12 protein-coding genes are annotated in these 14,005 nt (G+C 70.8%); 2 read left to right on the plus strand and 10 right to left on the minus strand.

Translation table 11 applies throughout. From position 1 onward, the window contains the following. Window positions 1–67 precede the first annotated feature (67 nt). Both hisS and CP982_RS08825 read right to left on the minus strand, forming a co-directional pair. Window positions 68–1,330 (minus strand): histidine--tRNA ligase, encoded by a 1,263-nt coding sequence (gene hisS / locus CP982_RS08820; RefSeq protein ID WP_150510004.1) that lies wholly within the window; start codon window positions 1,328–1,330, stop codon window positions 68–70. A 15-nt stretch (window positions 1,331–1,345) separates the two neighbouring features. Continuing rightward, entirely contained in the window at window positions 1,346–2,059 is a 714-nt protein-coding gene (locus CP982_RS08825; protein WP_150510005.1) for an MBL fold metallo-hydrolase, read from the minus strand. A gap of 178 nt (window positions 2,060–2,237) precedes the next feature. Between CP982_RS08825 and CP982_RS08830 the strand changes: the two genes are divergently transcribed. Both CP982_RS08830 and CP982_RS08835 read left to right on the plus strand, forming a co-directional pair. Then, window positions 2,238–3,065 (plus strand): peptidylprolyl isomerase, encoded by an 828-nt coding sequence (locus tag CP982_RS08830; protein WP_150510006.1) that lies wholly within the window; start codon window positions 2,238–2,240, stop codon window positions 3,063–3,065. A 177-nt stretch (window positions 3,066–3,242) separates the two neighbouring features. After that, window positions 3,243–4,475 (plus strand): DUF349 domain-containing protein, encoded by a 1,233-nt coding sequence (locus CP982_RS08835; protein WP_150510007.1) that lies wholly within the window; start codon window positions 3,243–3,245, stop codon window positions 4,473–4,475. A gap of 87 nt (window positions 4,476–4,562) precedes the next feature. Here CP982_RS08835 and CP982_RS08840 read toward each other — a convergent pair whose 3' ends face one another. The 8 genes from CP982_RS08840 to ruvC form a co-directional block, all read right to left on the minus strand. Then, complete coding sequence (locus tag CP982_RS08840; protein ID WP_150510008.1) at window positions 4,563–7,160, minus strand: RelA/SpoT family protein; 2,598 nt, start codon at window positions 7,158–7,160, stop codon at window positions 4,563–4,565. Window positions 7,161–7,350: 190 nt separating this feature from the next. Continuing rightward, window positions 7,351–7,890 (minus strand): adenine phosphoribosyltransferase, encoded by a 540-nt coding sequence (locus CP982_RS08845; RefSeq protein WP_229879022.1) that lies wholly within the window; start codon window positions 7,888–7,890, stop codon window positions 7,351–7,353. A gap of 17 nt (window positions 7,891–7,907) precedes the next feature. Continuing rightward, the gene (gene secF / locus CP982_RS08850; RefSeq protein ID WP_150510010.1) at window positions 7,908–9,041 is read right to left on the minus strand and encodes a protein translocase subunit SecF; all 1,134 of its coding nucleotides are present in this window, start codon (window positions 9,039–9,041) and stop codon (window positions 7,908–7,910) included. Between the two features lies 1 nt (window position 9,042). Then, window positions 9,043–10,866, minus strand: coding sequence for a protein translocase subunit SecD (gene secD / locus CP982_RS08855; protein WP_150510011.1), 1,824 nt, complete (start codon window positions 10,864–10,866; stop codon window positions 9,043–9,045). A gap of 171 nt (window positions 10,867–11,037) precedes the next feature. Then, window positions 11,038–11,505, minus strand: coding sequence for a preprotein translocase subunit YajC (gene yajC, locus CP982_RS08860; RefSeq protein ID WP_144002398.1), 468 nt, complete (start codon window positions 11,503–11,505; stop codon window positions 11,038–11,040). 177 nt (window positions 11,506–11,682) lie between these two features. Beyond that, window positions 11,683–12,768, minus strand: a complete 1,086-nt coding sequence (gene ruvB, locus CP982_RS08865; RefSeq protein ID WP_150510012.1) for a Holliday junction branch migration DNA helicase RuvB — start codon at window positions 12,766–12,768, stop codon at window positions 11,683–11,685. A 48-nt stretch (window positions 12,769–12,816) separates the two neighbouring features. Beyond that, window positions 12,817–13,428: a Holliday junction branch migration protein RuvA gene (gene ruvA / locus CP982_RS08870; RefSeq protein ID WP_150510013.1), complete on the minus strand. Its 612-nt coding sequence runs from the start codon at window positions 13,426–13,428 to the stop codon at window positions 12,817–12,819. Next, window positions 13,425–13,955: a crossover junction endodeoxyribonuclease RuvC gene (gene ruvC / locus CP982_RS08875; protein ID WP_150510014.1), complete on the minus strand. Its 531-nt coding sequence runs from the start codon at window positions 13,953–13,955 to the stop codon at window positions 13,425–13,427. The genes ruvA and ruvC overlap by 4 nt, the downstream gene beginning before the upstream one ends. Between the last annotated feature and the right edge of the window lie 50 nt (window positions 13,956–14,005).

Genomic DNA, 14,005 nt, shown 5'->3' on the forward strand with positions numbered 1-14,005 from the left:
CCACGGGGGGCGTGAACGGCACAGGGGTGGGGCGCTCGCGCGCCCCACCCCTGTGCCCGCCGTAGCGCTAGGCCAGCTTGCCCTTGAGGATCTCCACGATCTCGTCCACGGCGACGGCCTCCTGCTCGCCGGACTCCATGTCCTTGAGCTGGACGACGCCGTCCGCCAGATCGCGCTCACCGGCGACGACGGTGAAGCGGGCGCCGCTGCGGTTGGCGTTCTTCATCGCGCCCTTCAGGCCCTTGCCGCCGTACGAGAAGTCCGCCGCGATCCCGGCCTTGCGAAGCTGCGAGACCTTGGCGAACAGGACGCGGCGCGCCTCGTCGCCGAGCGGCACCGCGAAGACGCTGGTGGCCGCGGGCAGTTCCAGCGAGACGCCCTCCGCCTCGAGGGCGAGCACCGTGCGGTCCACGCCGAGCGCCCAGCCGACGGACGGAAGGGCGGGGCCGCCGATCATCTCCGACAGGCCGTCGTAGCGGCCGCCGCCGCCGACCGCGGACTGCGAGCCGAGGCCGTCGTGGACGAACTCGAAGGTCGTGCGCGTGTAGTAGTCCAGGCCGCGGACCAGCTTCGGGTCGTCCTCGTAGCGGACGCCCTCGGCGGCGAGCAGCTCGCGCACCTGCTCGTGGTACGCCTTGCAGGCGTCGCACAGGTAGTCGCGCAGGAGCGGCGCGCCGACGAGCTGCTGCTGCACCTCGGGGCGCTTGTCGTCCAGGACGCGCAGCGGGTTGATCTCGATGCGGCGGCGCGTCTCCTCGTCCAGGTCGAGCGCGCGCAGGAAGTCCTGGAGCGCGGCGCGGTAGACGGGGCGGCACTCCTTGTCGCCGAGGGAGTTCAGCAGGATGCGGAACTCCCTCAGGCCGAGGGAGCGGTACGCCTGGTCGGCCAGGATGATCAGCTCGGCGTCGAGCGCCGGGTCCTCGGCGCCGATGGCCTCGGCACCGACCTGGGAGAAGTGGCGGTAGCGGCCCTTCTGCGGGCGCTCGTAGCGGTAGTACGAGCCCGAGTACCAGAGCTTGACCGGGAGGTTGCCCGCCTTGTGCAGGTTGCCCTCCAGGGCGGCGCGCAGTACGGAGGCGGTGCCTTCGGGGCGCAGGGCGAGCTGGTCGCCGCCCTTGGTCTCGAAGGCGTACATCTCCTTGGTGACGATGTCCGTGGACTCGCCGACGCCGCGCGCGAACAGCTCGACGTTCTCGAAGCCGGGGGTCTCCACATAGCCGTACCCGGAGTTGCGCAGGGGTGCCGCGATGGCCTCGCGCACCGCGAGATACGTCGCGGAGGCGGGCGGCAGCAGGTCGTACGTGCCCTTGGGGGCCTTGAAGGTGCTCACTTCAGCAGTCTCTCGTCACATTCCTCGTCGGGGTGCGGACGTCGGGTCCGCCCCGAGGCCGGAGGCCACCTGCCGCATGAACGGATTGGTGGCGCGCTCCTGGCCGATGGTCGTCTGGGGGCCGTGGCCCGAAAGCACCACGGTCGAGTCGTCGAGCGGCAGGCACACGCGGGCCAGCGAGTCGAGGATCTCGGCGTGGGAGCCGCCGGGCAGGTCGGTGCGTCCGATGGAGCCGGCGAAGAGCAGGTCGCCCGAGAAGAAGACCGACGGGATGTCGGCCGTCTCGGGCAGCCGGAAGGTCACCGACCCCCTCGTATGGCCCGGCGCGTGCGCGACGGTGAGGTCGAGCCCGGCGAGGCTGAGGCTCGCCCCGTCCGTCAGCTCCCGCACGTCGTCGGGCTCCCCGACCGTCAGCTCGCCCATGAGCTGGGTCCCGATGGAGCGGCCGAGGGCCTTCTCCGGGTCGCTCATCATGTACCGGTCCTCGGGGTGGATCCAGGCGGGCACGTCGTGCGCGCCGCAGACCGGGACGACCGAGGCGACGTGGTCGAGGTGGCCGTGCGTGAGGACCACGGCGACGGGCTTGAGCCGATGCTTCTTGAGCGCTTCCTCGACGCCCGGAGCGGCCTCGTGCCCCGGGTCGATGATCACGCACTCCTCGCCTGCGGCGGGGGCGACCAGATAGCAGTTGGTGCCCCAGGCCCCGGCGGGAAACCCGGCAATGAGCACGATCGTCCTTCGTCTTGGTCGTACGGCGGCGTGGCAGCGGAGATTGCGGCGGGTCAGAGCCTACCGGCGCTGCCGATTCCACAGCTAACCCATATACGGTACGGGGCACGCGCGGCCCCTCGTGCCGCGCGCCGACGACACACGTGACGGCGGACGAGACGTTCGAGGAGTGGGCCCGGTGGTCAGCCAGCAGCAGCGGCGTAAGCAGCTCGCACGCGAGAAGTACGTGCGGCAACAGCAGCGGCGGGAGGTCGCCCAGCGCCGTCGACGCCTGCGCAACGGGGTCGTCGCGGGCGCGCTCGCCCTGGTCGTGGCCGGGGGCGCCGCCTCGTACGCGGCGGGCGCGTTCGACGACGGCGGCTCCACCGAGGACGACGCCGCCGCGAGCCCGTCGCCCAGCAAGCCCGCGGACCCCTGCCGCAAGGCGGCCCCGGGCAAGGTCAAGCCGCTCAGCTTCAAGAAGGAGCCGGCCCTGACCGTCGACAAGTCGGCCTCGTACACGATGAAGCTGGGCACGACGTGCGGCGACATCGACCTCGACCTGGACGCGGCGAAGGCCCCGCACACCGTCAACTCCTTCGACTTCCTGGTGAAGAAGGGGTACTTGGACCACACCGCGTGCCACCGGCTCACCTCGGGCAACGTCAACGTGCTGCAGTGCGGCGACCCCAAGGGCACCGGCGAGGGCACCCCCGGCTACTCGATCCCGGACGAGAACCTGAAGGACAAGCGCCTGAAGGGCGGTGTGTACCCGGCGGGCACGGTGGCGATGGCGAACCGCTACGACGCCGCGAAGAAGACGGGCCGCGACACCGGCGGCAGCCAGTTCTTCCTCGTCTACCAGGACAGTCAGCTGCCGCCCGACTACACACCGTTCGGGACCGTCTCCGCTTCGGGCATGAAGGTCCTGAAGAAGATCGCTGCCGCGGGTGAGAGTTCCGGCCGGGGCGACGGGGCGCCGAACGCGACCGTGGTCATCGACAAGGCGACCGTACGGAAGTCCTGACGCGGCACCGGGGAAGTCCGGAAGGCGACCCCGCGCGCGTCCCGGGCGCGGGCGGTGAATTTCGCTCGTGCTGGATGCGGACAGCCGCCCCGCCGGTCGCCTATGTTGGCGGTGACGAAACTGTGGACGATGCCGGGGGCCCGTGGCCTTGTGCAGGCATCATGTGGAGGAGGCGCTGTGAGCAGCGACCCGTGGGGCCGCGTCGACGAGACGGGGACCGTGTACGTGCGTACGGCCGACGGCGGCGAGCGAGTGGTCGGTTCGTGGCAGGCAGGATCTCCCGGCGAGGCCCTGGCCTATTTCGAGCGCAAGTACGACGGTCTGGTCGTCGAGATCGGACTTCTCGAGCGCCGGGTACAGACGACCGACCTGTCGGCCAAGGACGCGACGGTCGCCATCGACCACCTGCGTCAGCAGGTCGACGAGGCGCACGCCGTGGGTGACCTGGACGCGCTGAGCAAGCGGCTCGACAAGCTCGTCGCGTCGGTCGAGGCGCGCCGTGAGGAGCGCAAGGCGCAGAAGGCCAAGCAGTCGGACGAGGCGCGGCACGCCAAGGAGGCGCTGGTCGCGGAGGCCGAGGAGCTCGCGCAGAGCGAGCAGTGGCGGTCGGCGGGCGAGCGCCTGCGGGCCCTGGTGGACACCTGGAAGGGGCTGCCGCGCCTGGACCGCAAGTCCGACGACGAGCTGTGGCACCGCTTCTCGCACGCCCGCTCGGCGTTCTCCAAGCGCCGCAAGGCCCACTTCGCGCAGTTGGACGCGCAGCGCGAGGACGCCCGCAAGGCCAAGGAGAAGCTGGTCGCGGAGGCCGAGGCCCTGTCGAACTCGACGGACTGGGGTCCCACGGCGGCGCGCTACCGCGAGCTGATGGCCGACTGGAAGGCGGCGGGCCGCGCCCAGCGCGAGCACGAGGACGACCTGTGGAACCGCTTCCGCGGCGCCCAGGACGTGTTCTTCGCGGCGCGCAGCTCGGTCTTCGCCGAGCGTGACGCCGAGCAGGGCGAGAACCTCAAGCTCAAGGAGGAGCTGGCGGACGAGGCCGAGAAGCTCGTTCCGGTGACGGACCTGAAGGCGGCCCGCGCGGCCTTCCGCTCCATCAACGAGCGCTGGGAGGCCATCGGTCACGTCCCGCGTGACGCCCGGCCCAAGGTCGAGGGCCGGATGCACGCGGTGGAGCGGGCCCTGCAGGAGTCCGAGGAAGCCGAGTGGCGCCGGACCAACCCCGAGGCGCGGGCCCGTGCCGCGGGCCTGACCGGTCAGCTCCAGGCCGCCGTGGACAAGCTGAAGGGCCAGGTCGAGGCCGCGCGCGCGGCGGGCAACAACGCCAAGGCGGACAAGCTCCAGCGGGAGCTCGACGGCCGTCAGGCGCTCCTGGACCAGGCGCTCAAGGGCCTGCAGGAGTTCGGCGGCTGAGCCGGTTTTCGTCTGCTACGTAGAGGGGCTCCCGTACATCGCGTACGGGAGCCCCTCTACGTAGAGCCCGGTTCTCGGGGGGACGGCCTACGGCCTGCGCGCCGACGTCACCCGGTACACGTCGTACACGCCCTCCACTCCCCTGACGGCCTTCAGGACGTGCCCCAGGTGCTTGGGGTCGCCCATCTCGAAGGTGAAGCGGGAGGTGGCGACGCGGTCGCGGGAGGTCTGGACGGCCGCGGAGAGGATGTTCACGTGCTGGTCCGAGAGGATGCGCGTGACGTCCGAGAGCAGCCGGGAGCGGTCCAGGGCCTCGACCTGGATGGCGACGAGGAACACCGAGGACTGCGTGGGCGCCCACTCGACCTCGAGGATGCGCTCGGGCTCACGGGACAGCGAGTCCACGTTCACACAGTCGCTGCGGTGAACCGATACGCCACTGCCGCGCGTGACGAAGCCGATGATCGGGTCGCCCGGCACCGGCGTGCAGCAGCGGGCCAGCTTGACCCACACGTCGTCGACGCCCTTGACGACGACGCCGGGGTCCGCGCTGGAGCGGCGCTTGGAGCGGCCCCTGCGGGCGGGCGGTGCGCTCTCGGCGATGTCCTCGTTGGCGGCCTCCTCGCCGCCGAGGGCCTGGACGAGCTTCTGCACCACGCTCTGCGCGGTGACGTGGCCCTCGCCGATCGCGGCGTACAGCGACGAGATGTCGGGGTAGCGCATCTCGTGCGCGAGCGTGACGAGGGAGTCGCCGGTGAGGATGCGCTGGATCGGCAGGTTCTGCTTGCGCATGGCCCGCACGATGGCGTCCTTGCCCTGCTCGATGGCCTCCTCGCGGCGCTCCTTGGAGAACCAGGCCCGGATCTTGTTGCGCGCGCGGGGCGACTTCACGAAGCCGAGCCAGTCGCGGCTCGGGCCCGCGCCCGCGGCCTTGGAGGTGAAGACCTCCACCAGGTCGCCGTTGTCGAGGGTCGATTCGAGCGGCACGAGCCGGCCGTTGACCCGGGCGCCTATGGTGCGGTGGCCGACCTCGGTGTGGACCGCGTACGAGAAGTCCACGGGAGTGGCGCCCGCGGGCAGCGCGATGACGTCGCCCTTGGGGGTGAAGACGAAGACCTCGTTGCGCGACAGGTCGAAGCGCAGGGACTCCAGGAACTCGCCCGGGTCCTCGGTCTCCTTCTGCCAGTCCAGGAGCTGGCGCAGCCACGCCATGTCGTTGAGGTGGTCGTCCTTCTTGCCGGACGACTTGGGGGCGTCGGTGCGCACCTTGGAGGCGCCGGCGACGGCCTCCTGCTTGTACTTCCAGTGCGCGGCGATGCCGTACTCGGCGCGGCGGTGCATGTCGAACGTGCGGATCTGGAGTTCGACGGGCTTGCCGTTGGGGCCGATGACCGTCGTGTGCAGCGACTGGTACATGTTGAACTTGGGCATCGCGATGTAGTCCTTGAACCGGCCGGGGACCGGGTTCCATCGCGCGTGCACCGTGCCGAGGGCGGCGTAGCAGTCGCGGACCGTGTCGACGAGGACGCGGATGCCCACCAGGTCGTAGATCTCCGCGAAGTCGCGGCCGCGGACGATCATCTTCTGGTAGACGCTGTAGTAGTGCTTCGGGCGGCCCGTGACGGTGGCCTTGATGCGGGCCGCGCGCAGGTCGGCCTGGACCTCGTCGGTCACTATGGCCAGGTACTCGTCGCGCTTGGGGGCCCGCTCGGCGACGAGGCGCACGATCTCGTCGTACATCTTGGGGTAGAGGATCGCGAAGGCGAGGTCCTCCAGCTCCCATTTGATGGTGTTCATGCCCAGGCGATGGGCGAGTGGAGCGTAGATCTCCAGCGTCTCGCGGGCCTTCTTCTCCTGCTTCTCGCGCTTGAGGTAGCGCATGGTGCGCATGTTGTGCAGGCGGTCGGCGAGCTTGATGACCAGGACGCGGGGGTCCTTGGCCATGGCGACGACCATCTTGCGCACGGTCTCGGCCTGCGCGGCCTCGCCGAACTTGACCTTGTCCAGCTTGGTGACGCCGTCGACGAGCAGGGCGACCTGGTCGCCGAAGTCGCGGCGGAGCTGGTCCAGGCCGTACTCGGTGTCCTCGACGGTGTCGTGCAGCAGGCCCGCCATGAGCGTGGCCGGGTCCATGCCCAGCTCCGCCAGGATCGTGGTGACGGCCAGCGGGTGGGTGATGTACGGATCGCCGCTCTTGCGCTTCTGGCCGCGGTGCCAGCGCTCGGCGACCTGGTAGGCGCGCTCGATCTGGCGCAGCGTGGCGGTCTCGATCTTGGAGTCGTTGCTGCGCACTATCCGCAGCAGGGGCTCCAGAACCGGGTTGTACGGATTGGAGCGCTGGACACCCAGACGGGCCAGGCGGGCGCGCACCCGGTTGGAGGAGCCGGAGCGCTCCGGCTTGCCGGTGGCGGGGCGGGCCGCCGCGGGCGGCGGGGCGGCGCGCTCGGGCTGCGGCTTGGGGCGGGCCTGGCGCTCGGCCGCCCGCTCAGGACCGTCGGGCCGGTCGGCCTGCTCGCTCTGCTCGCCGCGCGCCGGGGTGCCGCCGGGCGTGGTCGTCCCGCCCGGCGCGGGGGCCGCCGAGGGCGTGCTCGGCGCCGGGCGCGCGGGCGTGGCGGCGGGCGCCGTGGCCCGCTCGGACTCCTGGACGGGCTTGGCGGCGGCAAGTGGCTGGGACTCGTCTGGCAAGAGCGCTCCCTGTGCGCGATCGGGTCCCCCGGTCAGGTCCCGAAGTGCCCATGGTATCGATCCTGGGCCCACGGCTCGCCTTCGGCCGGTGAGACGGCTCCGTACTGGAGAAACGCCAGAGGCGGGCGCCGGATTCCGCCGGGCCCGCCTCGCTGTCCCGTGGGGCCGCCGCAGCGGCCCCACGGGGTCCTCAGACCGTGAGGAGCGCCTCCAGGGGAGCACCGTCCAGAGCGGGAACCAGCCGCTCCCGGCCGCCCAGGAAGCCCAGCTCCATCAGGACCGCCACCCCGGCCACCTCGGCACCGGCACGGCGGATCAGCCGCAGCGACGCCTCGGCGGTGCCGCCGGTGGCCAGGACGTCGTCGATGACCATGACGCGGTCGCCCGCGGCGAGGTCCTCGGCGTGCACCTCGATCTCGGCGCTGCCGTACTCCAGGTCGTAGGCCTGGCTGAGCGTGGCTCCGGGGAGCTTGCCCGCCTTGCGGACCGGGATGAAGCCGACTCCGGCGCGCAGGGCCGCCGGGGCGCCCAGGATGAAGCCGCGGGCCTCCAGGCCGACGATCTTCGTGGCGCCGCTGCGCACGCTCAGGTCGGCGAGCGCGTCGGTGAGCGCCGCGAAGGCCGCCGGGTCGGCGAGCAGCGGGGTGATGTCCTTGAACATCACTCCGGGCGTGGGGTAGTCCGCCACGTCGCGGATGCGGCTGAGCAGCAGTTCCTTGATCCCGGTCATCGGGGTTTCCGTCTCCGTCATCGGCGCTTGCCCGAGGGGCGGCCGCGGCCGCGGTTGCGGACGGGCTGGGCGCGGGGGCCGGAGCGCGGGCCGACGACCGCGGGGGCCGTGTCGTCGCCGTCCTCGGTGTCCTCGGTGGCGTCGGCGTCCGGCGCCGGGGCCTCCTCGGACTCGCCCTTGGCGGCGGCCGCCCGGCGCTTGGCGAGCACCCGCTTCTTGAGCGCCTTCATCTGCGGGTCGGTCTCCTTGAAGTCGGCGACCAGCGGAGTGGCGATGAAGATCGACGAGTACGCGCCCGCGGCGAGACCGACGAACAGCGACAGCGAGATGTCGTTCAGCATGCCGGCGCCGAGGAAGCCGCCGCCGATGAACAGCAGACCGGCCACCGGGAGCAGCGCGACGACCGTCGTGTTGATCGACCGGACCAGCGTGCTGTTGATGGAACGGTTGGCGACCTCGCTGTAGGTGAAGCGGGTCTGCTTGGCGAGGTCCTTCGACTGTTCCTTGAGGCTGTCGAAGACCACGACCGTGTCGTACAGCGAGTAGCCGAGGATCGTCAGCAGACCGATGACCGTACCCGGCGTCACCTCGAAGCCGACGAGTGCGTACACACCCACGGTGATGGTGAGGTCGTGGATGAGCGCGATGAGCGCGGCCAGGGCCATGCGCCACTCGAAGGCGATGGCCAGGTAGATCACCACGAGGATCATGAAGATCGCCAGGCCCTGCCAGGCCTTGTTGGCGATCTGGTCACCCCAGCTGGGACCCACCAGGTCGGCGTTGATGTCGTCCGCCTTCACGTCCAGCTCCTTGGCGAGCTCGGACTTGATGTGGTCGGACTTGTCGGTGTCGACGCCGCTGATCTGGATGCGCAGCGTGTCGTTGCCGAGCCGCTGGGCGATCGCCTGGTGGCCGGAGGCCTCCTCCGCGACCTCCTCGGCCGTGGCGGAGGAGACGCTGGTCTTGGGCGTGTTGAAGACGGCGCCGCCCTCGAACTCGATGCCCATGTGCAGGCCCCGCACCATCAGGGCCACGAAGGCCGTGATGGTGATGAGGATCGAGATGCCATACCAGATCTTGCGCTTGCCGACGAAGTCGTAGCCGACCTCGCCGCGGTAGAGCCGGGCGCCGAGATTGCCGAGCTTCGACATCTCACGCCTCCTTCGGGTCGACGGGGGCGGCGGGGGCGCTCGTACGGCGCGAGCGGCGCAGCGGAGGGGTGACTCCGAGCCGCTTCGGGTCGAGACCGGACCACTTGTGGCCGCTCGCGAAGAACTTCTTGCGGGCCATGATCGTCATCAGCGGCTTGGTGAAGAAGAACACCACCACGACGTCGAGGAGCGTGGTCAGACCCAGCGTGAACGCGAAGCCCTGGACCTTGCCGACGGTGACGACGAAGAGCACCGCGGCGGCGAGGAACGACACGAAGTCCGACACCAGGATGGTGCGCCGGGCCCGCGGCCAGGCGCGCTCGACGGCCGGCCGCAGCGTACGGCCCTCCCGGATCTCGTCCCTTATGCGCTCGAAGTAGACGATGAAGGAGTCGGCCGTGATGCCGATGGCGACGATCGCACCGCAGACGGCGGGCAGGTTCAGCGCGAACTTAATGGTCGGGCCGAGCAGCGTCATGATCGTGTACGTCAGCGCCGCGGAGACACCGAGGCTCGCGATGGCGATGAGCGCCAGGCCGCGGTAGTACGCCACCAGGTAGATGATGACGAGCGCGAGGCCGATGGCGCCGGCGATCAGACCGGCGCGCAGCTGCTCGCCGCCGAGGGCCGCGCTGACGGTGGTGACGCTCTGCTCCTTGAAGGTCAGCGGGAGCGCGCCGTAGGACAGGATGTTGGCCAGGTCCTTGGCCTCGTCCTGGTCGAAGCTGCCGGAGATCTCGGCCTGGCCGCCGGTCAGCGCCTGCTGGACGAAGGGCCAGGAGACGACCTCGCCGTCCATGACGATGCCGAACTCGTTCTGCGGGGACTGCTTGCCGGCGAGCTTGCCGGTGATGTCGCCGAACTGCTTGGCGCCGGTCTTGGAGAAGTCCATCGTGACCTTCCAGCCCGCGGCACCCTGGGTGTCGAAGACGGCCTTGGCGTCGTCGACCTCCTTGCCGCTGACCTCGGACGGGCCAAGGATGAACTTGTTCCAGTTGTCGTCGCTGTCCTTGCCACAGGCCACGACCGGATCGGTCGGCTTGATGCCTTCCTTGATCTTCGTGCGGACCTTGGGGTCGGTGCAGTCGAGCTTGGCGAACTGCTCCTGAAGCTGGGCGGAGGGGGCGCCGGTGGGGTCGGGCTTCGGCGTCTCGTCCTTCTTGTCCTGCGGCTTGTCGCTGGACTTCCCGGACGGGGTGGGCTCGTCCTTCAGGCCGTCGGTGACGGAACGGCCCTGGGTCGTGGGCGTCGAGGAGGGGGAGGCGGACTCGTCCTTGGACTTGTCGCCGGACTTGTCGCCCTTGTCGCCGTCCTTGTCCGTGCCCTTGTCGCTGGCGCCGGGGGTCGGGGACGAGCTGGGCTTGTCCTTCTTGTCCTTGTCGCCCTTGTCGCCCTTCTTGCCGCCGTCCACCGGAACGCTGGGCTGACGGGCGATGACCGGCCGGAAGAAGAGCTGCGCGGTGGTGCCGACCTGCGCTCGCGCCTGCTTGGCGTTCGTGCCCTTGGGGATGTTGACGATGATGTTCTCGGAGCCCTGGGTCTGGACCTCGGCCTCGGAGACACCCAGACCATTGACACGCTTGTTGATGATGTCAACAGCGGTGTTCATGTTGGTCTCGTTGATCGCGTTCTTCTGGCCCGGCTCGTTCTTCGCCTGGAGCGTGATGCTCGTACCACCGGCGAGGTCGATACCGAGGCGGGGCGTGGTGTGCCCGGAGAGGAACATCCCCCCGGTGAGCGCCACCAGGGCGATCAGGATGAAGACCAGGGTGCGACCCGGTTTCCCCTGGGTTCCCTGCCTTCGGCCCTTCTTGGGTGCTGCCACCTTCTCGTTCTCCCTGTCCAACCGCCGGCCTGCGGGGTGCTCCCCTGGCCTTCGCTGAGCGGAGGGGGTCCCGGGCGGGCGGCCATGAAGTTGTGTCGAGACGCGGCGCGAAATCACCTGCGGCGGGGGCCGCGGTGCGCGAGCGGGCGCACGTCGGGCCCCCGGCTGTGACTACTTCGCGCCGGACTCGCCGTCGGTCTTCTTCGGCTCTGCGTCTGCGGCCTCGGGGGCCTCGTCGGCCGCGTCCTTCTTGCCGAGGTCGATGCGCGAGTCGTCGGACACGGGCTCGTCGGTCTCGTCGGTCTCGGTGAGGGAGGAGGCGTCGTCCGGCACCACCGGGGTGTCGTCCTCGGGCTCCGCGCCGTGCACGATGCGGTTGTACTCGTCGTCGTCCAGGACGGCGCCGATGGCGTTCTTCGCGTAAACCGCGTGGACGCCCGGGGCCACCTCAAGGAGGACCGAGTCGTCGTGAACCTCCTTGACGGTGGCGTACATGCCTCCGATGGTGCGGATGCCGGTGCCAGGCGTCATGTCGCTGCGCATCTGGGCGGCCGCCTGCTGCTTCTTCTTGGCGGACCGGGTCATCAGGAACATGGCCCCGATGAGCACGATGAACGGGAGGAGGGTCACGATATTCACGGGACGGAGTTTCCTTCGCACGACCGCGTGTGGGGGCGGCCTGATGGATGGGGGTGGGCGGCGCTGCCTATAGAGGCGGCATCGGCGGAGTCTAAGCGAGTCCGCGCCTAACGAACAACGCTCAGCATGGCACCGCAGTTCCTGACCGTGCGACTCTCCGCGCCGTCACCGTCCGTGTCACGTCCCGAACAGGTCTTGTTGGCCACTTCGCGTCCCCTGTCCCGGCGGGGTCAGGCCCAGATGCGACCAGGCGGCGGGCGTGGCGACGCGGCCGCGAGGGGTGCGGGCGAGCAGGCCCTCGCGCACCAGGAACGGCTCGGCCACCTCCTCGACCGTCTCGCGCTCCTCCCCCACCGCCACGGCCAGTGTCGACAGGCCGACCGGGCCGCCGCCGAAGAGCTTCAGGAGGGCTTCGAGCACCGCGCGGTCGAGGCGGTCGAGGCCGCGCGAGTCGACCTCGTAGACGCCGAGGGCGGCGCCCGCGATCTCGCGGTCGATCACGCCGTCCGCCTTGACCTGCGCATAGTCCCGTACGCGGCGCAGCAGGCGGTTGGCGATGCGCGGGGTGCCACGGGAGCGGCCCGCGATCTCGGCGGCGCCGTCCGTGTCGATCTCCACGTCGAGCAGGCTCGCCGAGCGGTGGATCACTCGCTGCAACTCGGCCGGTTCGTAGAACTCCATGTGCGCGGTGAAGCCGAAGCGGTCGCGCAGCGGCGGCGGCAGGAGTCCCGCGCGCGTGGTGGCGCCGACCAGGGTGAACGGCGGCAGCTCCAGGGGGATGGCGGTGGCGCCGGGGCCCTTGCCGACGATGACGTCGACGCGGAAGTCCTCCATCGCCATGTACAGCATCTCCTCGGCGGGCCGGGACATGCGGTGGATCTCGTCGAGGAAGAGGACCTCGCCCTCCTGGAGCGAGGACAGGATCGCCGCGAGGTCGCCCGCGTGCTGGATCGCCGGGCCGCTGGTGATGCGGATCGGGGCGCCCATCTCGGCGGCGATGATCATCGACAGGGTGGTCTTGCCGAGCCCCGGGGCGCCGGAGAGCAGGACGTGGTCGGCGGTGGCGCCGCGGGCCCGGGCGGCGCGCAGCACGAGGTCGAGCTGCTCCCTGACCTTCTCCTGGCCGATGAACTCACCCAGGTCCTTGGGGCGGAGGGCGGCCTCGACCGCCTGGTCCTCACCGTCGGCGACGGCGCCCACGAGCCGCTCGTCGGCCGCGCCGGGTGCGGCCGTGGTCTCGTCGGTCGGGTCGTCCCAGTTCATGCGGTGTGCCTCGCGGGGTCTGTCGTCGGGCCGATGGAGAGGTGGGGCTCAGCGGGTGCGGTTCAGCGTCTGGAGGGCGGCCTTCAGGAGCTGGCCGACCTGCGGATTCCCTCCGGCCGCCGCGGCCTGCGGGGCGACGGCGGTGACCGCCTCGTCGGCCTCTCGCGTCGCGTATCCGAGGCCGATGAGCGCGGCGTGCAGCTGCTCGCGCCAGCCCTGGGTGACGGGGGTGCCGACGGCCGGGCCGCCGGTGCCGAGGGGCTCGCCGAGGCGGTCCTTCAGCTCCAGGAGCAGCTTCTGCGCGCCCTTCTTGCCGATCCCGGGCACGGCGGTGAGCGCCTTCTCGTCCCCGGTGGAGACCGCGCGGCGCAGGTCGTCCGGGCTGTGCACGGCGAGCATGGCCTGGGCCAGGCGCGGACCGACTCCGCTGGCGGTCTGGAGCAGCTCGAAGGTCTGCCGCTCGTCGTCGTCGGCGAAGCCGTACAGCGTGAGCGAGTCCTCCCGGACGACCAGGGAGGTGGCGAGCTTGGCGGTCTTGCCGACGCGGAGCGTGGAGAGCGTGTTGGGCGTGCACTGGACGGCCATGCCGACACCGCCCACTTCGACCACGGCGGTGTCCGGGGCGAGGGCGGCGACCGGGCCGCTGACGAAGGCGATCATGCCGTACGGCCTTTCCTTGCGTGCAGGGCTTGGGCCTGCTGGAGTCTGTTCTGCGCGGGGGCGCGCCAGATGTGGCAGATGGCGAGCGCGAGGGCGTCGGCGGCGTCGGCCGGCTTGGGCGGCGCGTCGAGCCGGAGCAGCCGCGTCACCATCGCTCCGACCTGGGCCTTGTCGGCCCGGCCCGAGCCGGTCACGGCGGCCTTGACCTCGCTGGGGGTGTGCAGGGCGACCGGGATGCCGCGGCGGGACGCGCACAGCATGGCGACGGCGCTGGCCTGGGCCGTGCCCATGACCGTGCGCACGTTGTGCTGGCTGAACACGCGCTCCACGGCGAGGACTTCGGGACGGTGCTCGTCCAGCCAGTGCTCGATGCCCGCCTCGATGGCCACGAGGCGGCTGCCGAGCTCCGCGTCGGCGGGGGTGCGGACGACGCCGACGCCGCGCATCGTCAGCGGGCGGCCCGCGGCGCCCTCGACGACGCCGACACCGCACCGGGTGAGACCCGGGTCAACGCCCAGTACCCGCACCGCATCCCCCTCAGTCGATCGCCTGTTTGTGCAGGCTATCGGGTGCCACT

The organism is Streptomyces spectabilis (assembly GCF_008704795.1).
In the GTDB taxonomy this organism is placed as follows: domain Bacteria; phylum Actinomycetota; class Actinomycetes; order Streptomycetales; family Streptomycetaceae; genus Streptomyces; species Streptomyces spectabilis.

Excerpts from the sequence above, each read along its gene's own strand:
- CP982_RS08845 (WP_229879022.1), bottom strand. The coding sequence starts at position 7,890 with ATGACCGGGATCAAGGAACTGCTGCTCAGCCGCATCCGCGACGTGGCG.
- ruvB (WP_150510012.1), bottom strand. The coding sequence starts at position 12,768 with ATGAACTGGGACGACCCGACCGACGAGACCACGGCCGCACCCGGCGCG.
- ruvA (WP_150510013.1), bottom strand. The coding sequence starts at position 13,428 with ATGATCGCCTTCGTCAGCGGCCCGGTCGCCGCCCTCGCCCCGGACACC.
- secF (WP_150510010.1), bottom strand. The coding sequence starts at position 9,041 with ATGTCGAAGCTCGGCAATCTCGGCGCCCGGCTCTACCGCGGCGAGGTC.